The sequence below is a fragment of the Vampirovibrio sp. genome (assembly GCF_041737375.1).
In the GTDB taxonomy this organism is placed as follows: Bacteria; Cyanobacteriota; Vampirovibrionia; order Vampirovibrionales; family Vampirovibrionaceae; genus Vampirovibrio.
Window position 1 is genome coordinate 13872 of record NZ_JBGSRV010000016.1, and the last position, 24074, is coordinate 37945.

A 24074-nucleotide genomic window follows, 5' to 3' on the forward strand; every position below is an offset into this window, starting at 1 on the left:
CATTTTTTGAGAAGACCTTTTTAAAGGTTGTCCTTGATTAAATGGTTTAAAAACCAGGTGGTTGCTATTTCTGATACGGTTTCCAGCTTGCCGGGTTCCTCAAATAAATGGCTGGCGCCGGGTATGATTTGCAGCTTTTTTTCACAGCGCATTTCCTGAAACGCTTGCTCGTTCAGACCAATCACATCCGTATCCAGACTGCCCACCATCAATAAACTGGGTGCCTGAACGTCTCTTAATGAATCGCCCCCTAAATCGGGTCTTCCCCCCCGAGATACGATGGCCTTAACCGTGTGGGGATTATGGGCTGCGGCCATTAAAGCGGCAGCCGCCCCTGTACTTGCCCCAAAATAGCCAATCTGGAACTGTTGCGTTTCTGGATAGTGACTTACCCAGTCCGCAACCGCCGACAGCCTGTTTGCCAGTAACCCTACATTGAACCGGAGTTGCCCCGTTAAACGGTCTAAACGCTCTTCGGGCGACGTTAACAAGTCAAAAAGCAATGTAGCAAGCCCTGCTTGATTGAATTGCCGGGCTACATACTGATTTCTTGGGCTGAGGCGACTACTGCCACTGCCATGGGCAAATAAAATAATGCCTGCCGCAGCATTGGGAACGGCCAGAATGCCCGGTAGGCTTTCATCACCCACATCAATCAGCACCTCCTGATTTTGTAGTATCGCCTGATTTTGCGCCTTTGGGCTTGATATTTTTGACATAATCCTCCCACCGTCAATTCAGATTAAACTCAAATATGTCCTAAAAATTTTTGGCAGTAAACTAATGAGTCGGGTAATTGCCAAATGCCAAAATAACCAAGCCATCCATTTTTAATCCATGCACTTGCCTAAATGCCTGCAAATGGCCTCTCATACAAAATAGAAAAAACATGTATTACCATTTCAAACTGAGCATTTTTAAAATAATTAAGATGGAACAATTGAAGCATAGAACGGTTAACGGAGCTATTTAAACGGCTGTGTTTGATTAGTTAACAGGAAACGCTTATGCTGATGCTTGCTTATCAAGGGGAAAGGTTAGAATGCTTAATTTAATGTCCGGTGTGGCATATCAGGTGGATTTGACCAATTGCGATCAAGAGCCGATCCATATCCCTGGTACGATTCAGGGGCATGGCATGTTAGTGGTTTTAAAAGAACCTGAGCTGGAGATTATTCAAATCAGTGAAAATGTGCCTTTGTATTTTGACGACCTGAACCCTGAAGCCCTACTGGGTGCTTCTGTAGAAATACTTTTTAAAAATGGTTATTTTGAAAGCCTTAAACCCCTGCTGGAAAATAAAGACCTACAACAGAACTCAACATTTTTGTTTGAAATGACCCCACATTCTGGATACCCCAAAATCCCTCTTAATATTATTTCTCACCGGATTGAAGGTGTTTTGATCATTGAAATGGAGTCTGCTAGTGGTTCTTCATGGAGCAATGAGCAAGATCTTATCCATGCCATTGAGGATTCCCTGTGCCGAATTCGAAATACCCCGGATTTAAATGATTTTTGGCAGAATTCGATTCACGAGCTTAAACGAATCAGTGGATTTGATCGCATTATGGTTTATGAGTTTGAGCCGGATGGTAGCGGGTCGGTGATTGCCGAGGTGAAAGAAGACTATTTGGAAACTTTCCTCGGCTTGCATTACCCTGCTTCTGATATTCCCAATCAGGCCAGAGAGCTGTATGTGAAAAATAAATTAAGAATTATCCCGAATGTTGATTATGAACCCGTTAAATTACTACCCTATATGCCTCTTCAAACAGGTCAGCCCTTAGATATGACGTATGCCATACTGCGTGGCGTATCGCCTATTCATATTCAGTATCTTCAAAATATGGGCGTTACGGCAACAATGACCCTTTCTATTTTGAAGGGTGGTTCTTTATGTGGACTGATCGCTTGTCATCATTATGCCCCAAAATATATTCCGTACGATATGCGCATTGCCTGCTATATTTTGGGACAGTTTATCAATTTGGAATATCTGGTTCGGATGGAGGAAAAAGAATATCAATATGAACTTCGATTGCTTGAAATGGAATCACGATTTATCGAATTCATGTCAAATTCAGAGACTATTGGCGATGGCTTAATGAATTTCAACCCCAATCTGGGTGATTTTATCAATGCGGAAGGCGCCATGTTGTATGAAGGTTCTGTCATTTATACGGAAGGAAATTTCAAGGCCGTTGGCCTAACCCCTCCTAAAGATAAAATTCAGGATTTGATTGACTGGTTGAGCTCTGAGAATAAAGCAGCGGTCTATTGCACGAATGAACTTCCCAAGGTGTTTCCACCCGCATTGGCGTATAAAGATTTGGCGTCTGGCTTGCTTGCCATTACCCTTTCAGTGACCCCTCCCAATTATGTGTTATGGTTTCGGCCTGAAAAAATTGAGACAGTCAACTGGGCGGGAGATCCTTCAAAATCAGAGACTTATAAACAAGAAGGGGAGTCTTTAACCCCCAGGGCTTCTTTTGAAAAGTGGAAAGAAACCGTACGATTAAAGTCTTTGCCCTGGACTTCTCATGAACAGCTGGCTGCGGCCAAGCTCCGGGAAATGATTCTGCGAGTCTCTTTTTACAAGCAAGAGGCCTTAATCACTCGAAATAAATATCTGAAAATCCAAATTCTTCAAAAAACCAGTGATTTGGCCAAAAGCAATTCAGAACTTGAAAAATTCACCTTAATCGCCTCTCATGATCTTCAAGGGCCATTGAGAAAACTGGCTCAATTCAGTAGTTTTTTGAAAAACAGTCCTAACATCAGCCCCTCCGGCGATGAGATTAACTATATTGAACGAATTCAAAGTACAGTTCATAAAATGCAAGTATTGACTGATAATTTGCTCAGTTTGTCTCGAATGAGTCAATTTGATAAAAATATCTCCGTGGTTGAATTGAGAGATATTATATTGATGGTTCTTCGTGAGCTTGAGCCTCTGGTTCATTCAACTCAAGCGAGTATTGATATTGAGCATTCCATTTCTATTGAGTGCTACCCGCAAAAAATGCATTTATTGTTGAGACATTTGATTGAGAACGCTATAAAATTCCAAAAGCCAAACGTAAAGCCTGTCATTAAGATTGGAGCATTTCCATTCAATGAAAACAGTTGTGAAATCCGGATTCAGGACAACGGCATCGGTTTTGATGAGAAATATCTGGATCGGATTTTTAAAAATTTTGAAAGACTAAACGGGACGTCTGCCTATGAAGGCAGTGGTATTGGCTTAGGGATTGTGAGGAAAGCCGTTGAAATCCATCATGGCACCATCACCGCTAAAAGTTCACCGGATGAAGGTTCTACTTTTATTGTGAGGTTACCCCTTAAACAAAAATTGAGCATTCCGGCAACAAACACTTTCTCGTGAAATTGACTCTTTGATTGCAATGAAGGGGGCAAAGCCAGAGACGCAGGCCATTTTTTATGATGCCTATGTTTCAGTTTGTTTTGCGTCTGCTAAAATTTACGGACTTCAAGCCTGGTTGATGTTACTCTATTCAGGTTGTTTGGAGATTAACTTTGCAATGGTTTTAACCGTTTTAGACACCTTTTCCGCTATTGAGCAACGTCGTGCCGTCAAGCATTACGATCCTGAGTTTATTATGCCTGCAGAGGATAAAAAAAGACTTTTGTCTTTGGCTATGCTTTCTCCAACGTCGTTTAACATTCAAAATTGGCGTTTTGTTGTCGTTGAAGATCCAGAAATTCGTAAGCAACTCAAAGCTGCGGCCTGGCATCAGGATCAAGTGACCGATGCGGCTTTAGTGATTGTCCTTTGTGGCTGCCTGAATAGTTGGTCAGATCAACCTGAGCGCTATTGGCAAACGGCACCGGAAGAGGTCCGTGCGTTTTTACTTCCCGCTATCGCAAATTTTTACCAGGGCAAGCCTCAGGTACAGCGGGATGAAATTATGCGCTCATCCGGAATTGCCGCTCAAACCTTAATGTTGGCGGCTCAGTCGATGGGTTATGATTCCTGCCCCATGGTTGGATTTGACACCGAGCAAGTGAAAGAAATTATTAATTTGCCGAAAGACCATGAGATTGCCCTGATGGTGGTTATCGGAAAATCCCTACAGCCTGCTCGTGCTCGTGGCGGACAGCTTCCATTGGAGAATGTTGTGATTACGGACCGTTTTCCTGGCTAACCCCGAAAGACTTAAAGCCCGCTTGTTTAGATAATGGCCCGTTAATTGAACAAACTGCCGCTTGCGATCTGGTATTCGTTGGGGCCAAATGAATAGGCTTTCCATTTTTCAGTGAGCCCAGACCCCAACTTGGTTTTGCTATCAGTGATTGTAATTTTAGCCAGGTTTAATTTCTTATTTGAAAAGCTTTGACTTGGAATGGTGACTGCATCCAGCTTGAAGCATTGAGCGGTGCAACTCAGTTGAAGGCCCCGCGTATTTCTATCGTTATTGTCTGGAAAAGATTGTCCAGGAGCGTTGTTGATCATTCTTGCCATTTGTTTGGTGCTGGCTACATATTGATACCTCACTTGATTTGCCCCTTTTGCAATAACAAGGGTGAGTCCATTGGCGGACACTGTAACATCCGAGGCGCCCCTCAGGTCTTCTCTTAAAAGCCGGGTGAAAACAACGGCAACTCTTTGCTGGGCGGCTTCACTGCCTGAGATCAAGTGCATTTTCACGCCACTTAAAAGCGTTTGGCCAATACCACCTGATAAAATGGCGATGATCGCAAAGCAACAAGACATTTCGATCAGGCTGAGCCCTTCAGTTTTGAGACGCATATTCAACATGTGCCACCTTTGGGAAGTTGACGTGATTTTAGTCACAAAATTTTGTGCTTGCTTGTGGGTATTGTGTTTCCTATCGGCAGGCACTTTCAATTTCTTGAATAATTCAATGGGTATCGTGTTATAAATCTTTACACTTTGGCGTTGGGCGCAAATGAAAGCCTTTCTCCATTTACGTTTCAGCTCTTTCTCAGCTTTAAAGCCTTTAGGTTCTTGTGTTTTCTCGGCTGAAATTCTATGGAGACTGTTAATAAAAGAGCGTCAGGCGCAGAAATGCCCATGATACACTGCGCCAGCATTTAAAGCGTTTGAATCAGACTTCAACCAGCTAATATTGAAAGGCCAGCGCAAGGCTTCAGGCTGGCACAATTGGTCGATAGGGCTTATTGAAGGGGGCCTGATGCTTTAATGCACTGGCTGTCAAATCATGGTGCTACATTGATTCGCTTAAGATTTTCTGGGTAGCGCTTACAGCTGCATTCATGCATCTCTGTGGCAAGAGGTGTTTGCATTCTGTGGCACTCGTTTTAGTGCTCCTATGATAAGATTGTTAATATTTGTTCAAGCATCCTTAAGCTTGAACCGGTTTGAGCCGATAGTGAGTTTAAATAATTTTAACTTGTCCGACGTGGAAGGTTTTGCATGCAGTATTCAAAATCCCCTGGAATGACATTAATTGAAACCTCTTTGCTTTTGGTGTTCGCCTCTATTCTTGTTTTTATGATCAGCAGTCGTTCTGGCGTACAAAAAGTCGGTCAAGTGGTTAAAGTTTCTACAGAAAAACTGATCCGAATTAACGGCTTGCTGGAACAGGCAAATACGGGCGAATTGGCTGGTATTAGTTCCAAATATCCATTAAAACCCAGTAAGGGTGGCCAGGCAATGAGCAACTCTATCCTGGCCTTAAATTCACCGATTTCTTCGGATAATGGATTGACCACCACGTACACCAGCAGCCGCATTCCACTAACCATTAATACAAATGAATTGAATGCTCAAAAAATGGAATATACCTGGCGTATTCAGGATATTTCTCAAAATAAGCTGACCGGCCGTACACCCAACGGGCTTCGGCTTTATAATGCGACCTTGAATGTCTACAAATCGCCTAAGGACAATCAACCTGAATCTTTTAACACCATTCTTCAAGTGAATATCCGGCAAAAAGAAAGTGACAAGATCGGTATGGAAATTTTGCTGGATGATTCGGGCTCCATGCTGGGAACACCTGAAGCGCTTGTGCCAGAAGATGAAGCGCCTGTAACGGGTTTATTTACAGGCAACACCCTTGGTTCTTACGCGGACAAGTTCCCTGTGGGTAAAACGCCTTCAAGCGGTTGGGAAGATCAGTATTTGGGCATTCCTGCCAGAAACGGTGGCACCATTGCTTCTACCACCAACTGGGACAGCTATAAAAAAAGTACCCTGTTTTGGGCAAATGAAAAACTGCGAGCCCAACAAGATGCCGCTGGTATTATCAACGATGATAACCTCTCCTTTCCTTTTCTGGCCTATCGCTATCAGTCCAAATCGGGGTATGCGAATTCCTACCATGGCTTGTATGGTGGGCCATTGCTGGATCCTTTCGATAGCAAGCAGCTCGATATTACGTTTGACTTACCCCAAAATTATAAAAGTAGAGGACAGGGAGACGGCATTCATACTTATCCAGGTCCTGGCGTGCTCAAGTTAACCAGTAGCGGTACGCAAGGTGCTTGTGACGCAAATCCCAGCGCATGGGGAACGACGAACGCGAGCAATCGTTTGAGCCATTTTTTCTCTAGCGCCTATGTGAAAGGCCTGGTTGTTGGACGACCTAGCAACAGTACTTGTAAGAGCCCTTATAACTGTCCTTGTAATAGCCTTCGCCATTGGCTGAAGGAGCCTGATGCTCCCAACAAACTGCCAGACAAACTGTTTAAATTTAATGGTAATCTTGCGTTTGAAAAAGCGCATTATCATCAAATTACGTTAGCCGACATATTGGCTGGTGGCAGTACAGGGCCCTATTCACTGTATTATAAAGTTCTGGATGTGCCAATTTGCATGTACCAGCCCATGACCCCTCCGTTTCACCCTGTTGATTATCGTGAAAACTTAAGGCGTGTCTGTGCCAGAACACTGCCCCCCAATCCGTCGAGTCAGAATTTAAAAGATTTTGAGAAATTCAAAGCCAGTTATCAAGTGCCCATTGAGGGAGCTCGGAATGCTTTGATTCGATTTCTGTTAAATCTGGAAGATCCCGCTAATCCGGCTTATTCAAAATTAATATCTGACGGTGAAATTGGTTTTATCCCCTTCAACAGCCACCAGAAAATCTTAAATCCAACCCCTGCTTCAAAAAAACTTCAAACCGTAACCCGTCGATTCGAAGATTTAAGAATGCGTATCTTATCCATTAATCGATATGGAGCCCCTGGGGGGCCCTTGAATGCTCGCAACCATTATTCAACACCTACCTATGAGACCTTGCAAAAAGCGGTGAACGCTTTGAACAGAAAAAATAGCGATGGTTCACCCAGGTACAAGGCAAAAATTATTGTATTACTGACCGATGGAGAGCCTACATCAACCACCGCAGGGAAAGTGCTGGAGCTGGCGAGCAGTTTAAAAAAGCAAAAAATCACTTTGTTTGTGATTGCGATGACAAATGCCGCCCCTGAAGATTTTAATTTGAATGTACGTGACAGCATTAAGAAATGGGGCACCAGCTCCTGGGGCGGTGATGCGCTTTTTACCAGTAATGACCGGGAGTTAAATGATGCATTCGATAAAATGAACCTTTTAATTAACCGGCAAATTGCTTTAAACATAATCTCAAGTTACAATTATATTGATGAAAATCTATTAAACTAATCACTTACTGACGTCAATTGAAAGAATAGTAGGGTACTCATAGATGCATCCAAAGCACATAATTGATAAAAGCCAGATGGGGCAAGGTGGTTTAATTATTCTGATCGCCTTGATTTCTACCGGTATTTTAAGCTTTTCAGTTGCTTATATGATGAGTCAATCTCACCAAGATGCAGTGCAGTATAACTTGGCCGATAAAAATTCCCTATCCGCTTATTATTATGCTCAATCGGGTATCCAAGAAGCTTTAGGAACACGCTTTGTGCCTGCTTCTAATTGTCTGAATTTTGAAAAAAGGAATTATGGAGGGGGGTTAACGTTTTATCCTTATCGTACTCAGTCTGGCAGGGTTTCATCAAACGGCGATTTGGTTGCCACCTCTAACACCCCAAAGGCTACACAGGGTTTATATCGATACATCGTTAAGCTAAAGGCAAATCCTGCTGTCATCAATTATGCAAATCCCGATACGTCAGTTGGCTTTTATATCTACAGCGAAGGTGCTATTTGCGTTAATCCCAAGAGTCAAAAAATTGACCCAAGCGGGGTTATGTATCAGAATAACCAGCCTATGTGTCCTTCTGGTAGCGCCAATTTGTTGAAAATGCCCATTCGGGCTGATATTACCCTGAAACAGTTAAGCGCAAACACCAGTTCGACTATTACCGCTGCCAATCAAAATAAAATTAACCAAAGTGTTAGAATTACCTCTCAGGAATTTCAAGATGTCTGGCATCAGGAATGCGATGGAGCTGCCAGAGGACCTGCTCCTATCAAGTATATTATCGGGCTTGGCGCGCCTCAGGATTGGAAAGCCAATATTACCAAGGCTGATAGTAACAAAGCCATTACCCTTATTTTTGATAAACCTATTGATTATCGAACGCTTTCAGGCATTAGAATTTATCCGGCGGGTAACACCACAAATAATTTAAATAATCCTTCCAAATTACTGGTTTCTATCAATTATAAATTTGTAGAAACTGGAAACACGCTAACCATTTATCCCTCCATCGAACCATCCTTGTTTTCAAACAAGAAGTATGATTTGTATCTATCTGGACTGAAAGGTTACAATGGTCTTGGTCCGCCTACTTCAAAACAAAAAATGACTTTTGAGTACGACTAGCTTTACAGGAAGTCCTTTTTTTGATTCACTTAAAGCGATCTTACTCTTATTGTTCTACCAGTATAGTTCCTGCGGTTAAGCCCGGCCCGAAGGCCGCAAGCAAGCCACGCTTTTTGGGAGCTCCAGAATCCAGCCATTGTTTCAGTAAAAACAACACGGTGGCACTAGACATATTGCCATAGTCCTGAAGAATTTTGCGAGACGCGGAGAGCTGGAATGGCGGGTCTTCAAAGCGTGTGTTTCGCATGGGTCCCATCAAGGATTCCAGCTCCTTTAAAATTTTAAGCCCCCCTGGGTGGATCATAAATTCATGGAGGTCATCAAAGGACCAGCCAACCGGGTGTAAGGCTTTTTCAAGAACGGTTGAAAATTGTTCGCCAATAACGGTCGGTAAATTGGAGTCCAGCTGCATGGTAAAACCGGTGCTGCTTAAGTCAAAACCAAGCAAGTGGGTGCTATTTGGATAATGATACATGCCGGAAGAGCGGATTGCAGCTTTTTTCTCGGCTGGGCAGCTGCTTAAGATGGCGCAGGCAATGCCGTCTCCAAAAATTGCGGTGCTAATAATGTTAGCCCAGCTGTAGTCATCCCTTTGAAAAGTAATACTGGTTAATTCTGCCGCAATAACAGCGACATGGCTTCCGGGATAAGCACGGCAATAATTTTCAGCGTACATTAACGCCGAGACCCCGCCAATACACCCCATTTCCATCACAGGCAAACGCTGAATAGAGGGTTTTAGAGCGAGACGGTTCACTAAAAAAGCATCCAGAGAGGGCGACATATGCCCTGTACAGCTTGTAACAATCAGGCAGTCCAGCATTGAGGCCTCAATGCCCGCTTGGTTTAGGGCTTCTCTGAGTGCCGTTTCTGCGTAATCCACAATATGATTACGATAAATATTATTTTTTTCAGTCAGGGTCATGGGCTCAAACAGTTTTTTCAAGGGCAAAACCGTGTACCGCCGGTTGACTCCCGCCCGTCGAAAAAGCCGATCGACTTTCGCTTTAAATCCTTTTTCCTGCTTTTCTACCCACGCCTGAGCTTGAAATGCCACCTCTTCCAGCAGGCAGACGTTTTCTGGCACTACCGTTGAGACGGATAAAATTCCTGGATCAGACATTAAAGTATCCGTTCATCATTGTATTCAACATGCTCAATAAAATATCTTGGTTTTGCGAGATTTGTACTATACCATAGAGGCTCGAGAGAGGCTTTATGGACAGAGGCGTTGACCTCATCCTTTATGGCGGGCTCCGTTCATTGTTCAAATAGATTGGCAGGTTAAATAGTCTCATGCCTTTTTTAGCTGATTATCAAACACGCAGCCAACTGCCTGAAATAATGGACGATGCGCAGGTTCGTGAATGTGATTTTTTGCGAGCGATGGCTGAAATTCGTTGGGTGAACCGTTACTTAAATGGCACAGGCTGTATTTTAACGGTGTTTAAACGCTTATGTAAGAAGATTCCTAATGATGCTCCTTTGCGTATTCTGGATTTGGGAACCGCTTCGGCTGATATTCCCAAGGCGCTGGTTCAGTGGGCTAAAAAATCGGGGAGATTGCTCTCCATTACCGCGCTTGATCTGCATCCAGTGGCTGTTCAGGCCGCTCGACAGTATGTTCAAAACCATCCGAAAATCACGGTGGTTCAGGGCGATGCGATGCGCTTGTCTGAACAGTCCGGTGATTATGATTTTGTGATCAGCTCCATGTTTTTGCACCACCTGGATGATGATGCGGCCATTCAGTTGTTAAAAAGCATGGCGAAAAAAGCCCAGAGAGGTTTTGTGATCAACGACTTGCAGCGTCATCCTTTGGCATGGCTTGGCATTCGTTTATTGGGGTGGCTTACCGGGAAAGGAAAAATTTTCCGCTATGATTCCGCCCTTTCCGTTAAACGGGCATTCACACGGAAGGAACTGGAATCATTTTGCATGCGGGCTGGCTTGCCTGAGGCCCAGGTTGAACATCATTTTCCGTTCCGCTGGGTTATTGTCTGGTTAAGGGCTGGCAATGGTAATGGCTGAATCACTAATTTTCATCAATGGCGGTGGTTTGGCAGGTTCGGCTTGCGCCATTCGCTTGAGGCAACTGGGACACCCGGTTGTGTTGATTGATCAGTCCAGGTTTCCTCGGCGTAAATTATGCGGGGAGTTTTTGGGGCCTGACGCAATGCCTGTTTTGGAAAAATTGGGCCTTTTGAAAGCGGTGATGGCTCATAGTGGGGTACCCATTGAGTCGGCCCACCTTTACAATGTGGCCGGAAAAGCGTTGCGCATTCAACTGGCTTGGCTTCGCGCTGATTATCCGTTTGCGCTGGCCATGCCTAGGGCTATTCTGGATACCTTGCTACTGCGTCGCGCTGAAGAAATGGGGGCCATTGTGCAGGAAGAGGCGGAGATTGAGCAGGGCCATTATCAGGCAGAAGCCAATCAATTCGCGCTTACCATTCAATCCACGCAATCAGAGCCTGTGGGGCAATCATTTATCCATGCGGCGATTCTTATCGATGCCTCCGGCAGAAATAGCCAGTTAGCGAACTTGCTAACCAGGAATACGGCCTCTGAGTCTTCGCAACCTAAAACTGCTGATTCAGGGCTTAAAAAAATCATTGAACCGTATGTGGGTGTTCAATGTCATGTCAAACTGAGGGTTCCTTCCAACGATTTGAACATGTATTTTTTTCCAGGCGGTTATGGGGGCGTTCAGCCCATTGGCTCAGAGCTTTCTAATGTGTGCTTGTGGTTGACCCCCGAATTGTCCCGGAGTAGTCGACAAGACTTGCCTTCTTTTTTAAAGGCTACCTTGGGTCAAAATTTAGCGGCCCAAGCTCTGGTTGAGCAAGCGCAGTTTTATGAGCCTTTTAAGACGGTGGGAGGCATTCATGCCTTGCATCAAAAAAGGCCAGCCAGTGAATCTTTGATGAGTGTGGGGGACGCTTTGCTTGCGGTAGAGCCTTTTAGCGGGTTTGGCATGAGCCATGCGCTACAAACCGGGGTACTTGCGGCCAATTGCGTCCATCAGGGCCTGCAATCGGGAGAGACTTATCCACAAATAGTGCGTCAATACCTGCATCGTTATCATCGGCAGTTTGGCTGGCAGCTTAGGTATCTTCGATGGGTGCGGCCTTTGTTAGGGCAATCTTTTTTGCAGAAGGCTTGCTGGCCATTACTGCCCCCTTTTATGCCCACCTTGGCCAGTCTTTATCGTTAAATGGCGCGTTTGTGCGTGATTATCGTTTTCAAACTTGTTCATCAAGGAATTGATTGCTTATAAATTTTTTAATCTTTTAAAGCCACGTTCAAAAGAGCGCTTGCCCTAGAGAGACTCTTTGCCTATACTATGCATCTAACCCCAGTTAAACAACTTGTCGGGCCGTAGCGCAGCTTGGTAGCGCACTTCCTTGGGGTGGAAGGGGTCGCAGGTTCAAATCCTGTCGGTCCGACCATTTTAACCTCGAAGCTTACTAAGTTTCGGGGTTTTTAGCTTTTTAGGGACAATGAGTTTTCTCAACACTAAAAAACTCAATTTTATGTCTCACCCCTGATAAGGGTGAGGTCCCGTGTTCGAGTCACGGATGGCCCACCATACAACCTCAAAGTTTGATAAAACAGCCGAAAATGGCTGTTTTTTTGTGTACATCATTAATCTCAGAAATTCAAACCAGCGAGTGCAGAGCAGTCGAGCAGCTAATACATTGCATTGACGGCAAGCGTCTGGATCTGTACGATCATTTTTATGGGTACTTTTGGGCAAAATTCTGAAATATTGAGGGCATTGCTAGGGGAGCATCTTTCGCAATCGCCGAATCTGGGCTCTAGTCCTACCTTTAAGAGCGGCTACGGCAGTCTGCCTACCCTACCGTCAGGCTTTTTGTCCGGTCTGGCCGGGCTGGCAAATTCTTCGACCCTGCCGACCCCGAATCTAGGCTCAGTTCTGGCTAGCCTCACGCCTCAGTTTCCCAGCTCCTACCCTTCGTTACAACCAGCTGTGGACATGCTTAAACCGCTGCCGAATCCTTCTATCAATATGGGACAGGGGAAGCCGCCCTTGAGACCAAAGAAAATTACTGATGATAACCTCCAAGCGCTAGAGCGAAAGCTTAAGCTGTTTAAAAAGGTACTCGACAATCCCTTAAGGAGCCGGCGGCTGGGTAGCGTGCATCTAGCCCACTCCTTCTACGGTTACACTCATCAGTAATATTCTACCTACAACTTTTGTTCCAAAATCCTGAGCCTGAAAGTCATACCAGGCAGGTATCAAGGTGGTAAACCCAAGTTTTATTTAGGATGAGACCGGTCAAGTAATGTTTCACGCTTTTGTAGGTTTTTAGTCAAACCGAATACCAAATAAACCACCTGTTTCCCCTTCATCCGAAAGCCTTGTAGAAAGGATAATGCTCTCTCTATCCAGATCGGGGGGCAGAGGTAAGCCATCGAAAATATCAGAATTCATCATTACAATGTACTGGCCACCTGTTTCTTCAGATGTTTGTTTCCCTAACAGAAGTGCTTGAGCTACTTGGCGCTCATCCACACCATCAAAAAGATGGCTATCGTGAATCAAGAAGCCAGGCCCACGTTTTTCTTGCCCTGTAATGGCAAACAGAGTTTGGTCTAAGCAGAAGATTTCCATATTAGAAATACCGCCTCCACGGTCTCCCTGAATAGTAATCTTAAACTCAGGCCCATTATCAGTAGCTTCAACCACGAATTCTCCAGACCTATCATCATAAAGATCAGAGATTGAGTTACCAATTGAACGAATTGCCGTATCCAGCTTAGTTTTTCTGGCATGATGGTCTTCCTGGAGGCGACGTTTGATATTTGCTCGTTCAATATCTAGCTTGGTTGTTTCACCCTCTAATATTTCAGCGGTTTGAAAACGCTGCCTAAGGGCTGCTGCTTCAGCCTCCAGCTCAGCTAAATTCTTTTGAAGGGAAGTAAAATCCTCTAAAGCTCCCCTGCCACTTAAAAACTTTAGTATTTCGCTTCTTTCACGATTCAATTCGGCAGATACTCTTTCACCATGGGAAATTTTAGCATTAATTCCAGTAATTTCCTCTTGCAGATAGTTTCGCCGGTTTTCTACAACTGAATTATGAAATGCGGCTACTTCTTCAAATCTGCGATGAGCCACCCCAGGTAGTTCCACCCCGATTGCTTTATAGAGCCTAGTCAAATCAGTACTCTCGGGTCCTCGCTCCTGCTCAAGTGCATTTTGTAGATGATTTAAAGTTTCTTTTAAGGATATTGCTTGACGCTCAATAGCAAGCATTTCCGTCCGGGCTTTTGCAGCCTTATTAGATAGTTCTCGATATGACTCAATAACTTGGAAATTAGAAAGTTCAGTCTTGAGTTTTCTGGCCCTATCTTCAGCAAGCACAACTTTTGGCCGAAGCTCAGCCACTGTCCCAATAACTTGACCAATTGCACCACTTTTTGCAGCTTGCTTTAGCTCCTTAAGCTGGCTTTCCCTCTCACGCACCTGTTGTAGGTCTACGGGTATTCGCCAGTCAAGCCCCAGCAAGTAGGACAAATTTACCTGCCAGCCAACTCTCTGTTGCTTCTCATTGTGTTTTTCTGGTCGAAAAAAAGCAGCAGAGCCACGCTGTCTTGAAAAATACGGGAAAAGCCCTCTGAATGAGGGCGAAAACAGAACATCAAATGCTGAACCTTTAAGATGGGCTGGCAAAGCAAACATCTTATGACCTAAGAGTTCCTTCCAAGCGGCATTTTTAATGTATGTTGCCCCGGTGTTTTTATCTTTGTGTATTGCTAAACCCAGACGCTCTGCTGTAGATTCACTCATCCAAATTTTGGCGGGATCTTTCCCACTTCTTTTAATAGTGATTTTGGATTCCTCTAGCTGGAAAGTCCCGATGAAAAAATGATTAATTAATGCTGGGTTTCTCGGAAGTGATGATTTGCCCGCATCTCCGCCCAACACGAAATGAATAATCTCTATAAGACTAGTTTTTCCAGCACTATTACGAGTTTGCTTAGCTCCAGAGTCTGGTGACTTGTCGGAAAGCAAAACATTCAGACCTTTGTGAAACTGGATAGCTTTGAATGTTGGCAGATCACTATCAATCAGGAGAATCATTCTATTTCCCTCTGTGCAATCACTACGCCTTCATTCATTTCAATTGCATTGAGGGCGTACAAAAAACTTAAAGTTAGAACGAACCAATCAAAGGATAGTGGAGGCTCGTTTTGGCGTAAAGATTGTGCTGTACGAATTTTATTCCAGAGTTCCGATATGCTACAGGGCTCACTGAGCTGCTTAAGAATATCGGCCCCTACTCCAATTATAGCTCGGCTTTGGGCTAAATGCTTACTGGGTAAAATCATATATTGACCTTATTCGGCGCATCTTCAAAGATGTCACAGGATTCAAACAAATGTGCTAGTAAAGCGTGAGCTGCAACTTGCCTTTGTGCAGTAACACTACCTATACCAGTGATGTGCTCATAGAGTTGATCCATAATTTCTCCAGGCTGTATCTTCTGGAGCTTAAGTGATTTATAGCGCTCATTGAAAATGGTGGCCAACTTCTCTCCGATTTCTGGATCGTGGTTTTGGCCTATATAGTGCTTAACATATGGAGCATTTTGCAATCCTTGCGAAATGAGATGAATCCAATGTTGAGGTAGGTTGTTGAATATTAATTTCTCACGTGGAACAGGCTTAATTTCCTCAACTGGAGCAGGTCCATCGTCTATTTTACTGATTAGAGTATCTATGAGCACTTGGACATCTTCCATTTGAAGATTTCGACTATCTTGTGCCGTGGCAGCAGGGCCTAAAAGTTCATATAAGTCGTAAATGCTCAACTGGAAAACATAGATTTCAAGAGCTTCTGGGCCGATGAGTCCGAATTGGTGATGTGGAAAGTCTTTCCTCATTGCTTCAATTTTCAAAACAACTTCGGTGGGCAAACCGCTTACTAAATTGTGTCCGAAATGCCATTCCCTCAAAATTGTTTCCAAATGGTTGCAAGCTAATGCATAGTCGCTTTCAAGTTTTGCGACTATTTTTGCTACATTAATAGTGGCATCTTCAAGCTTGCCATAGCATTGAAAGACTTGTCCTTTAGATTGGAGATATCCGTCACAGCCTTTATCACCCAGTGATCCGAAAGGTCGTACACGAACGAAGTCCGTACCGTGTGCCTTTTCCATGACTGTCGAGAAGAAATCTTGAAACTGCGTCCCGTAGGAACTTCGAACTTTCAAATTAAGGGAGAGCTTATACTGCCAACGTTGCTCAGGCGAGAGCACAGCCATCTGCTTTACCAAAACTTCGTAAAATAAGGTAATTACACAGCAAGTGAACCATATTTGCGTGAAAATGCCAATGGATGAGAATAGTCCTTTTTGCTCATCCTAAAATTCAACGTTATATAAAAATAATATATACCACCATGCTTGGAAGGTCTTATGTAATACGAATTTTGCTTATGTAAATCTTGTATTAGCAGTGATGATTAGGCCAGCCTATACTCTTTATAGTACCTTTACCAATATAGACAGAACTTTAGTATGGCTAAAATCCTTTCCCCACATGTAATAGAACTCACAAAGGATGCTTGTTTAAAAGCATTCTGGCGTAAGCCTGCTTTAAGATTATTTTTAAAACAGCACGGCATTGCAGATGCAATGTTAGCAACTTGGGCTGAAGATGAGTCAAAACGCGTATTTCTTGCCCGGCTTTTCGAAAAACTGATTGGCTTAAAAAGCAATAATGGCTACCGAATCATTTTCGATATGGCCTGCTCCCTTGCTGAAATGAAGCACTTTCCAGATCTTGAAAACTGGGAAGACACGCCCAAGAAAATCTCAGAAGCTAATAAAGCTGTATCAAGACTTAAATTAGAGGTGGGCAAGGCTAAGGAAGTCCTAACGGACGAGAAAGAAGCATTAGAGCGTAGAAGACGTTCTGAAGAAGAGAGGCAAAAAGCTATCGCTGCTTCTACTTCTCTCGAAAATCTAGGATCCGGTCTTAAAAATCTGGTTATGCAAATTGGTACGATAGAAGCTGGGCTTACTTTCGAAAAATGGTTTTATGAAATGGTTAATTTCCATGAAATTCCGTGCCGATTGCCTTATAAAGACACTAGGGGTCGGCAAATTGATGGCTCCCTCACTCTAGATGGAACTACCTTCCTAGTCGAAACCAAATTTACTAAGGATCCTGTTGGCTCTCAAGATATAGATATTTTCTTAAGCAAGATTAGAACCAAAGCCGATAATACAATGGGAATTTTAATTTCCATGGCAGGCTTCAATAGTGGAGCACTCGAAACAGCATCACATGACCGTACTCCGCTAATTTTGCTGGATCATGCGCATTTCTACACCTTCATTTTACCTGGTACGATGTCGTTGACAGATGTAATAAGGCGGGTATCGAGGCATGCTTCACAATCTGGTGAAGCTTTCTTAGCCGCAAAAGACTTTTAGAACGTTGAGCCAAAACTCCATCCGATACTGCGCTCTCATGTACATCGGATCTCACCCCTTTCCCGGGTGCGCTATTTATATTGAAATAAGTAAGGGGAGCTTTCCATAAACACTACTGAACCTCAGGCTTCCCTTGAGCCATTAATTTCCAGACAGGCATGGCGGCTTTGGAACCCTCTTCAATATGATGGATAGCGGCTTCTACTTCAAGGCGAACCTCATATTCTGGATCCTGTTTAGTCTTCTCCAGAGAGGGCAATGCTTCCTCGTTGCCCACCTCTGCTAGGAAGCGGGCCGCACGCCAACGGACCAGCTTGTTAGGATCTTCAAGCGCCTTGCAGATGGCCCCTTGTGCTGAAATATCGCCAATATCAGATAAGCTATCCCCAGCCGTACGTCGGACGCCTACGTTTGGATCATTCAAGAGTGCTTCTGATAGTGCTTTCACAGATTCAGCAGTCTTCACACCCGCCAATTTCGCCGCGATCCAACGGCGGATTTGAGGCTTTTCGTCTTGAAGAGCCTGAACCAGCAGTGAAAGAGTTTCCTCGGTTGCTTCCATCTCTTGGACGGCTTGGAATCGCTCCTGCCAGTCTGGGCTGGACAAGCGCTGTGAGGTTGCTTCTTTAGCATCTGTGTGCGCCTGATTTTTGTTCTTTGCGGTGGTGTAGCCTAAAGCCAATTCTTTTTCGCGCCTGAGCCTAGTGTCACTCCACAGGCTCTCAATCTCTTCAGCCACTTCATGGGCTACTTCATTTAAGGCCCCGTAACGGGTACCCCAATCGGCCCAGAAGCGCTCCTTTAAGTAATCTGCGGCAAAGTGTCCCTGGAGTTCCCTGGCTGTTGCTCCAAAGCGCTCTGACAGACCGGCACGTTCTTCAGTGACCCCATCCGTTACTTTGATCTGGAGGGGGATTTTTCTAAAGGTCTGTACCCAGACCTGGACTTGGCCCTGCTGTTCGGCCGAAACGCGTTGCTGGATGACTTCACTCTCTGGAGATTCACCTGCAAAAATGTTTCGCACCGCTTCCAGAATCGGCTGCCAGTCTAGCCTTGGGTCCCTGTTGAGGGTTAGAAAGTTTGTTGTGGCAAAGATACCAGCGACTCCTGGAATCAGCAGAAGCTGCTGAATCAGTACCGGGCACTGATCCATATTCTCAGCACTGAATGTCCCTAGAAGCTCAAGGGCTTCACTCAGGTTGAGCTTCATACTGTTGGGATTGGGCGTTGTCTCGATAGAAACCAGGGTGGTCAAAGACTGCACCTCCTTAGCCATAGTTTAACCCAATAAAGGACCGGAATTGTGTCCAAAAGTGTCTTGTTTACTTGGAATGACTTGCACAAAGGCATCTCCTGGCTTAATGTAAAGGGGTTGCCACGATAGTGGCAGCCGGGGCGTGATAACCCCGTGGTGACTGGTCTGCATCGACCAGAATAGATGCCGCTTCTCCGGCTTTGCCAGGAGGCGGCAACATATGTCCAGGCTTCGGCTAAAAGTTGCCGCGGCCGTGTCACCACGGTTTATCAACTCCCGGCTACCCTTTTAACGAAGGGTAGCTTTTTTGTTAACTCAGTACTTTGTAAAGACACTGTTAATAAAATTGATTGATAGTGGACTTTGCAAGTTTTAAGCCGGGAATTGATGATGAAATTTCAAGACTCTCACTCTGGTGAGCAGCTTAATGCTGAAAAGATTATATTGGAAACATTGAAACAGCAGTATTTTACAGGTGATTCCACGATTCACTTTGGTGAAACGCCATCCGTATTGGGGGTCAAACTGGATGGCTATAGTGTTGAACCACTTGTTCTTGTTGAAATTTGGGCACGAGTTGGAAAAGCAATTGGTGCACATCCTGATAAAGTTATGAGTGATTTTGCCAAAATGGTTCTCATTGAAAAGATGTTAGGTAGGAAGGGGCGGAAAATATTTGCAGTTATTTGCGAAGATGCGATTCGTTTTTTACAAGGAAAATCCTGGTACCGAAAATTTGCAGATGTGCATGACATTGAAATTGTATTGGTCAAAGTACCAGAAGCATTAAAGACGCAAATTCGAATGGCTCAAGTGCGTCAAGCAAGTAAGATGCCTAAAAAATTAAAACAACGGCCTGGATGAACGTTTCCGGTGTAAGCAGTGCTTAAACCTGATATACCGAGTCAAAATCTTTTAAATCAATTAGCTTGTTTAATTTCTATTTGATACTTATAGGGTATAGAGCCTAAATAGTCATCGTAATGGATCCAATCATAGGGTTTTTCTTGTTTGACTTGCACGCGAACCCGCATCTGTAGATTGGCCTGATACCGAGCCTCGCAAAAACTTAAAAACGCAGCGATGACTTTATTAGGGTCTGTTTGTTGTCGTTTGCAAATGTTCCTTATATTGTTCTTTTGGCGTTTCCAATCTCCATAACAACAACCGAATGCATGAGCGCTGGGGCTTGGTTCGGGTGAGCACTCTGTTAAATGACAGTAGAACAAGCCTTGTTTTCCAAACTCCCGTCCTCGAGGGTCTGTTTCCAGCCGGCCGCAGTAGTAGCACTGTTTGAAGGGTAAGGCATAGGCTGGTCCGCCAAACTTATAACTAATCCAATCCAGTTTTTCAGGGCATGTAGCGGGTAATTCGGTCTGATATTCTTTCAAGAAGACATCAAACAGCTTGGTTTCATAGATATTGATCAGAGTCCAATGTAAGGCCAAATGCTCATACGTAGGAATGGCTTGCAGGAGCAGATTTTTCTCAGGACAGTTGACCAAATTCCAGTGTTTAACCAGCTCAATGACCTGCTCCTGAGTCAAGTTGCTCCAAGGGGTCAGGTATTTTTCATAAAAAAGCTCGGTAGAGACATTCAGCTGTTCAAAAAGGTGTTTCCTGGGCTCTGTTGGTCCTGGAAGCTGAGCAATCAGTGCGGCCTCTTTCATTGCTTTTGCCGCGGGGTTTCTAGCGGCTTTTTCTTTCAAAAACTGACTGGCTACGGTTTTTAAATAGGAATATTGCTTGCTATTCATTTATTTGTTGCTGTCTCTAATTATTGAAAGTATGAGTATAGCAAATACAGGCTTTTATTGCTGAAAATAGAGAGACTGTTACTCATATTTGGAGCTTTTTATGTCGACACCACTACAAAATCAACTGCAAGCGCTGCCCACCTATCTGGGTGCCAAACGTAAGTTGCTGTCCTGGATTCAAAGTGGTTTGAGTCAAATTTGCCCGGCTCCTCATTGGAAAGACCTGACGTTCATAGACCTGTTTATGGGCGGGGGATCAGTTTCCTTGTGGGCCAAGGCCCAGGGGTTCCAGCAGGTGATTGCCAATGATATCAGCTTGCGGTCTCAGATTTTGGCCACCGCGTTTCTGTGCAACCAGCGGGTCACCCTGACGCAGTCCGATCTTTTGGGCTTAACTCAGAATCTCCCTGAGGGCGCTGGTTGGATTGAAGCCGTCTATAGCCCTTCGGTCTTTTCAAGTCGACATGCACAAGCTTTGGATACAGGGTTTTACTGGGCAAGCCAGCACCCGGAGCCCAGCAAGCGAGCTTTATTGTTGACTGTGATGTGGCACTTGGCCAGTGACTTTGTGGCCTTTCCTACTTCCCTGGGTAGCAGTAACCGCCCCTTTGCGGAAGCTTTGGATGGGTTGCGTCGCTGGGATGACTTGAACCCCAAGCGTTATGTGGATGAAAGTCTTAAGCGTTTGTGTGAACCCACCTGGACGCGCTTGGGGCAAAAAGCCCGCCTGGTCAACGGTGGGGTAATGGGCGGTAGTCCGGTTCAGGTGTATCAAGCGGATGCGTTGGCTATTTTGCCGACCTTGCAGGGCGATATTCTATACCTAGATCCCCCGTATGCTGGCACGGTTTCGTATGAACGCGGAAATCAGGTATTGGATGCGTTACTGGCTGGAAAAATATCACCCGAGCCAACGGTGGTTTCTGCTTTTTCCAAAGGGGTCGCGGCTTTAGAAGCGTTATTGTCTCAGGCAGAGCATATTCCGATTTGGCTGCTCAGTTATGGGAATCAGGAATTGTCTTTAGCGGATTTAGAGGAATTGGTGCGGGTGTATGCGGGAGAGCGCACGGTGGTGGGTTATGCCAAGCGCTACAAGCACCTGAGCCATGTGAGCCGTAATGAAAGCAATGAAGAACTTTTAGTGATCGCTTATCCCCAGGGAGGATTTTAAGCATGCCGATCATTGCCTTGAGTCAATTATACCCAGATCCGCGTAACGCCAATGTGTGCCTGCCAGAAACACTAGCGACGATTCAACGCCATATCCAGCGGACCGGGTTGTGCCCCGCTTTGCAGGTGCGCCCGCATCCGACTTTGGCTGATGCATATATGATGATTGACGGGCATCACAGAAAGCAGGTGCTGGAAGCGTTAGGCTGGACAGAAGCCGAATGTCAAATTTTTGATCTGGATGAAACACAGGCGGGTTTATTGTTGTTGACCCTGAACCGGTTGCGGGGCACTGATTCACCACGCCAGCGCGCGGCGCTGATTGACACCTTAATGCCGGTGCTGGGACTAGACGAACTGACAAGGTTGTTGCCGGAGGGAAAAGGGGAAATTGAGGGGTTGCTGGCATTATTAAGGCAAGATGAGTCGGCATTGGAAAAGGCCTTTCAAGCGCAAATGGATGCTGAGAAACAGTCATTGCCGGTGCCCTTGGGTTTTATGATCGCAGCCGATGATTTGCCCTTGGTGCAAGAGGCGCTGGCTGTTTATCAGGCACAAAGTTCGCGGGATCAGGGGCAAGCCTTGGTGGCGATTTGTCGGGATGTACTTGCGTTGCAGGAGGTGAGCGATGAGTCCACAGTCTCCGCAGCCTAGAAAACGCGCTAGCAAGCAGGAAATGTTGGAGCGGGAACAGGAAGTTATTAGCATGATTATCCATGGATTCAGCAAGACTCAAGTTTTGCAGACCTTGATTGGGCAAGGGTTTCATGAAAAAAAGGCACGTCGTGCTTATGACGCTGCGATGAAGACGGTAGCGGGACTAGGTAACCAATCCACGGCATTTCAGCTCGGTAAAGTAACCAGCCAGCTTGATCATATCTATAAACATGCCACGGTCGGCCCGGATAAAGATTATAACCTGGCTCTTAAAACGGTTGACATTTCAACTCGTCTAATTCCTAAAGCAATAGGAGGAACAGCGGATGCCAACGACACATCCTTGGTTAAAGAAAATTCTTTATCAGCCGAACTTGAAGCAGCTATTAAACGACAAGCTATTTCTGGAGCAGGCGGAATCACCTAAAGCGTCTCTCCAGTTAAAATTAGAATATATTCAACTACGGGCTTTTTATGATTTTCAATTCTTTGTGCGGTTCTTTTTTCCTGATCATTGTCGCTATGATTTTTCGCCCATGCATGCCGATTTTTTTGAAGATGAGCAAGAGCCCGCTTTGCGGGGGCGGCGAGAAGCCATTGCCGCTCCTCGGGGGCATGCCAAGACCACGTTTAAAGTATTTTTCAAGGTATTGCATGCCATTGTGTATGAGTATGAAAAGTTCATTTTAATTGTGGGGCATTCTGCTCCTGAGGCGGAAGCCAAAGTAAAAGACATTTTAAAAGAATTGGAAGAAAATGAACTATTGAGGGAGGTTTACGGGCCATTAGCCCCTCAGAAGGGGCAGGCGGGTTGGAGCACCAAAAACTTTGTGACCCAGAATCAAATCCGGGTGATGGCCAAGTCTCGGGGTAAACAAGTGCGTGGGCTTAAGCACGGGGCTTATCGGCCCACATTGATTGTGCTGGATGATATTGAATCGCCGGATAAAGTGCTGTCTGAATCCCAGCGTTATAAGACCAGGCAGTGGTTGGAAAAGGATATCTTGAAATTGGGCAGTGTGGACGGGCAAGCCAATATCGTGGTTGTGGGCACCTGTTTACATCCAGAGGCCTTATTACCTGAATTGTTGGTCTCTCCGGGCTGGCGAGGGCGAAAGTATCAGGCCATTCAGCAATTTTCAGACCATCCGGGATTATGGGAAAGCTGGCGAAAATTATATACCGATTTAACCAATGCCCACCGGGTGGCTGATTCAGATGCGTTTTACCAGGAGAATGAGACGGCCTTGTTATCGGGCACCCAAGTGCTATGGCCTGAGGTTGAACCTTATTTGAGCCTGATGAAAATGATGGTGAATGAGGGGCAAGGCAGTTTTCAGTCAGAAAAGCAGAATGAGCCTTATGACCCAGAGCGTCAGATTTTCAATATGGCGCAGGCCCGGCGGTTCAAGCTTGTCTATAATGAGTTTGGCCTGAGAGCAGGCATTCGCTTTTTGGATGGCAGTGATCGCTATATTCCGGCTGAGCATTTAATCAAAATTGTGGCTTTCCATGATCCGGCAATGGCCAACAGTTCAGAATCCGATTACGCGGCCATTGTGGTATGTGCCAGTGATTTGAATGGGTATTTGTATTGTTTGGATGCCTATATTGAAAAAGTGATTCCTTCCCGACAGATTGAGCAGGCTTTCAGGATGCACGAAAAATGGAATTTAGATGTTTTGTATTTGGAGAGCAATAATTTTCAGGGGATTTTAAAGGAAAGTTACCGGGCTAAACAAGATATGGGTGCGACCCTTCGGGTGAAGGAGATCAATCAACACACCAACAAGGAAAAGCGAATTGCCAGTTTAGAGCCCCTGGTAACGAACGGGCAGTTATTGTTTAACGAAGATCTGAATCCCCGTTTGATTAGCCAACTAACGCTATTTCCTACTACTCATGACGATGGACCCGATGCCTTGTATGGGGCCATTGAGCCATTGTGGAAACGGGCCGGTAGAGCTTTTCAGGGTTAATGTGCCTGACTCCTCTCAGGAAG

At 44.9% G+C, this 24074-nt stretch carries 20 protein-coding genes and 1 tRNA gene; 13 read left to right on the forward strand and 8 right to left on the reverse strand.

What is annotated here, in order from left to right:
- Window positions 1-20: 20 nt before the first annotated feature.
- The gene (locus ACEW81_RS11010; RefSeq protein ID WP_373533037.1) at window positions 21-719 is read right to left on the reverse strand and encodes a dienelactone hydrolase family protein; all 699 of its coding nucleotides are present in this window, start codon (window positions 717-719) and stop codon (window positions 21-23) included.
- Window positions 720-1042: 323 nt separating this feature from the next.
- Here ACEW81_RS11010 and ACEW81_RS11015 point away from each other — a divergent pair, with 323 nt between their 5' ends.
- Window positions 1043-3388 (forward strand): ATP-binding protein, encoded by a 2346-nt coding sequence (locus tag ACEW81_RS11015; RefSeq protein WP_373533038.1) that lies wholly within the window; start codon window positions 1043-1045, stop codon window positions 3386-3388.
- 19 nt (window positions 3389-3407) lie between these two features.
- Window positions 3408-4169: a nitroreductase family protein gene (locus tag ACEW81_RS11020; protein ID WP_373533070.1), complete on the forward strand. Its 762-nt coding sequence runs from the start codon at window positions 3408-3410 to the stop codon at window positions 4167-4169.
- Window positions 4170-4210: 41 nt separating this feature from the next.
- Here ACEW81_RS11020 and ACEW81_RS11025 read toward each other — a convergent pair whose 3' ends face one another.
- Window positions 4211-4783: a hypothetical protein gene (locus tag ACEW81_RS11025; RefSeq protein ID WP_373533039.1), complete on the reverse strand. Its 573-nt coding sequence runs from the start codon at window positions 4781-4783 to the stop codon at window positions 4211-4213.
- A gap of 639 nt (window positions 4784-5422) precedes the next feature.
- On the opposite strand from ACEW81_RS11025, the gene ACEW81_RS11030 reads away from it, so the two are divergent.
- Complete coding sequence (locus ACEW81_RS11030; protein ID WP_373533040.1) at window positions 5423-7636, forward strand: vWA domain-containing protein; 2214 nt, start codon at window positions 5423-5425, stop codon at window positions 7634-7636.
- A 43-nt stretch (window positions 7637-7679) separates the two neighbouring features.
- Window positions 7680-8765 (forward strand): hypothetical protein, encoded by a 1086-nt coding sequence (locus ACEW81_RS11035; RefSeq protein ID WP_373533041.1) that lies wholly within the window; start codon window positions 7680-7682, stop codon window positions 8763-8765.
- 46 nt (window positions 8766-8811) lie between these two features.
- Here ACEW81_RS11035 and ACEW81_RS11040 read toward each other — a convergent pair whose 3' ends face one another.
- Window positions 8812-9888 carry a type III polyketide synthase gene (locus tag ACEW81_RS11040; RefSeq protein WP_373533042.1) on the reverse strand — a complete coding sequence of 359 codons (1077 nt, stop codon included), beginning with the start codon at window positions 9886-9888 and terminating at the stop codon, window positions 8812-8814.
- A gap of 173 nt (window positions 9889-10061) precedes the next feature.
- Between ACEW81_RS11040 and ACEW81_RS11045 the strand changes: the two genes are divergently transcribed.
- From ACEW81_RS11045 to ACEW81_RS11055, 3 genes are all read left to right on the forward strand, one after another.
- A complete protein-coding gene (locus ACEW81_RS11045; RefSeq protein ID WP_373533043.1) occupies window positions 10062-10796 on the forward strand; it encodes a methyltransferase domain-containing protein in 735 nt (244 codons plus the stop codon).
- Window positions 10789-11982 carry an NAD(P)/FAD-dependent oxidoreductase gene (locus ACEW81_RS11050; RefSeq protein WP_373533044.1) on the forward strand — a complete coding sequence of 398 codons (1194 nt, stop codon included), beginning with the start codon at window positions 10789-10791 and terminating at the stop codon, window positions 11980-11982. Before ACEW81_RS11045 ends, ACEW81_RS11050 begins: the two co-directional genes overlap by 8 nt.
- A 158-nt stretch (window positions 11983-12140) precedes the next feature.
- A tRNA-Pro gene (locus ACEW81_RS11055) sits at window positions 12141-12217 on the forward strand.
- 881 nt (window positions 12218-13098) lie between these two features.
- Here ACEW81_RS11055 and ACEW81_RS11060 read toward each other — a convergent pair.
- Genes ACEW81_RS11060 through ACEW81_RS11070 form a run of 3 tightly spaced genes read right to left on the reverse strand, consistent with a single transcriptional unit; the run spans window position 13099 to window position 16057 of the window.
- Complete coding sequence (locus tag ACEW81_RS11060) at window positions 13099-14874, reverse strand: ABC-three component system protein (protein WP_373533045.1); 1776 nt, start codon at window positions 14872-14874, stop codon at window positions 13099-13101.
- Window positions 14871-15122, reverse strand: a complete 252-nt coding sequence (locus tag ACEW81_RS11065; RefSeq protein WP_373533046.1) for an ABC-three component system middle component 6 — start codon at window positions 15120-15122, stop codon at window positions 14871-14873. The genes ACEW81_RS11060 and ACEW81_RS11065 overlap by 4 nt, the downstream gene beginning before the upstream one ends.
- Window positions 15119-16057 carry an ABC-three component system protein gene (locus tag ACEW81_RS11070; RefSeq protein WP_373533047.1) on the reverse strand — a complete coding sequence of 313 codons (939 nt, stop codon included), beginning with the start codon at window positions 16055-16057 and terminating at the stop codon, window positions 15119-15121. The genes ACEW81_RS11065 and ACEW81_RS11070 overlap by 4 nt, the downstream gene beginning before the upstream one ends.
- A 255-nt stretch (window positions 16058-16312) precedes the next feature.
- Here ACEW81_RS11070 and ACEW81_RS11075 point away from each other — a divergent pair, with 255 nt between their 5' ends.
- Window positions 16313-17233, forward strand: coding sequence for a restriction endonuclease (locus ACEW81_RS11075; RefSeq protein ID WP_373533048.1), 921 nt, complete (start codon window positions 16313-16315; stop codon window positions 17231-17233).
- 112 nt (window positions 17234-17345) lie between these two features.
- Here ACEW81_RS11075 and ACEW81_RS11080 read toward each other — a convergent pair whose 3' ends face one another.
- Window positions 17346-18488 (reverse strand): virulence factor, encoded by a 1143-nt coding sequence (locus ACEW81_RS11080; protein ID WP_373533049.1) that lies wholly within the window; start codon window positions 18486-18488, stop codon window positions 17346-17348.
- 387 nt (window positions 18489-18875) lie between these two features.
- On the opposite strand from ACEW81_RS11080, the gene ACEW81_RS11085 reads away from it, so the two are divergent.
- Entirely contained in the window at window positions 18876-19352 is a 477-nt protein-coding gene (locus ACEW81_RS11085) for a hypothetical protein (protein ID WP_373533050.1), read from the forward strand.
- A gap of 56 nt (window positions 19353-19408) precedes the next feature.
- On the opposite strand, the gene ACEW81_RS11090 is transcribed toward ACEW81_RS11085, so the two are convergent.
- Window positions 19409-20245 carry a hypothetical protein gene (locus ACEW81_RS11090; RefSeq protein WP_373533051.1) on the reverse strand — a complete coding sequence of 279 codons (837 nt, stop codon included), beginning with the start codon at window positions 20243-20245 and terminating at the stop codon, window positions 19409-19411.
- Between the two features lie 100 nt (window positions 20246-20345).
- Here ACEW81_RS11090 and ACEW81_RS11095 point away from each other — a divergent pair, with 100 nt between their 5' ends.
- Genes ACEW81_RS11095 through terL form a run of 4 tightly spaced genes read left to right on the forward strand, consistent with a single transcriptional unit; the run spans window position 20346 to window position 24051 of the window.
- Complete coding sequence (locus tag ACEW81_RS11095; RefSeq protein WP_373533052.1) at window positions 20346-21416, forward strand: DNA adenine methylase; 1071 nt, start codon at window positions 20346-20348, stop codon at window positions 21414-21416.
- 2 nt (window positions 21417-21418) lie between these two features.
- A complete protein-coding gene (locus ACEW81_RS11100) occupies window positions 21419-22069 on the forward strand; it encodes a ParB N-terminal domain-containing protein (RefSeq protein WP_373533053.1) in 651 nt (216 codons plus the stop codon).
- On the forward strand, window positions 22044-22499 hold the full coding sequence (locus tag ACEW81_RS11105; RefSeq protein WP_373533054.1) for a hypothetical protein: 456 nt from the start codon (window positions 22044-22046) through the stop codon (window positions 22497-22499). Before ACEW81_RS11100 ends, ACEW81_RS11105 begins: the two co-directional genes overlap by 26 nt.
- Window positions 22399-24051: a phage terminase large subunit gene (gene terL, locus ACEW81_RS11110; protein ID WP_373533055.1), complete on the forward strand. Its 1653-nt coding sequence runs from the start codon at window positions 22399-22401 to the stop codon at window positions 24049-24051. Before ACEW81_RS11105 ends, terL begins: the two co-directional genes overlap by 101 nt.
- Window positions 24052-24074 lie beyond the last annotated feature (23 nt).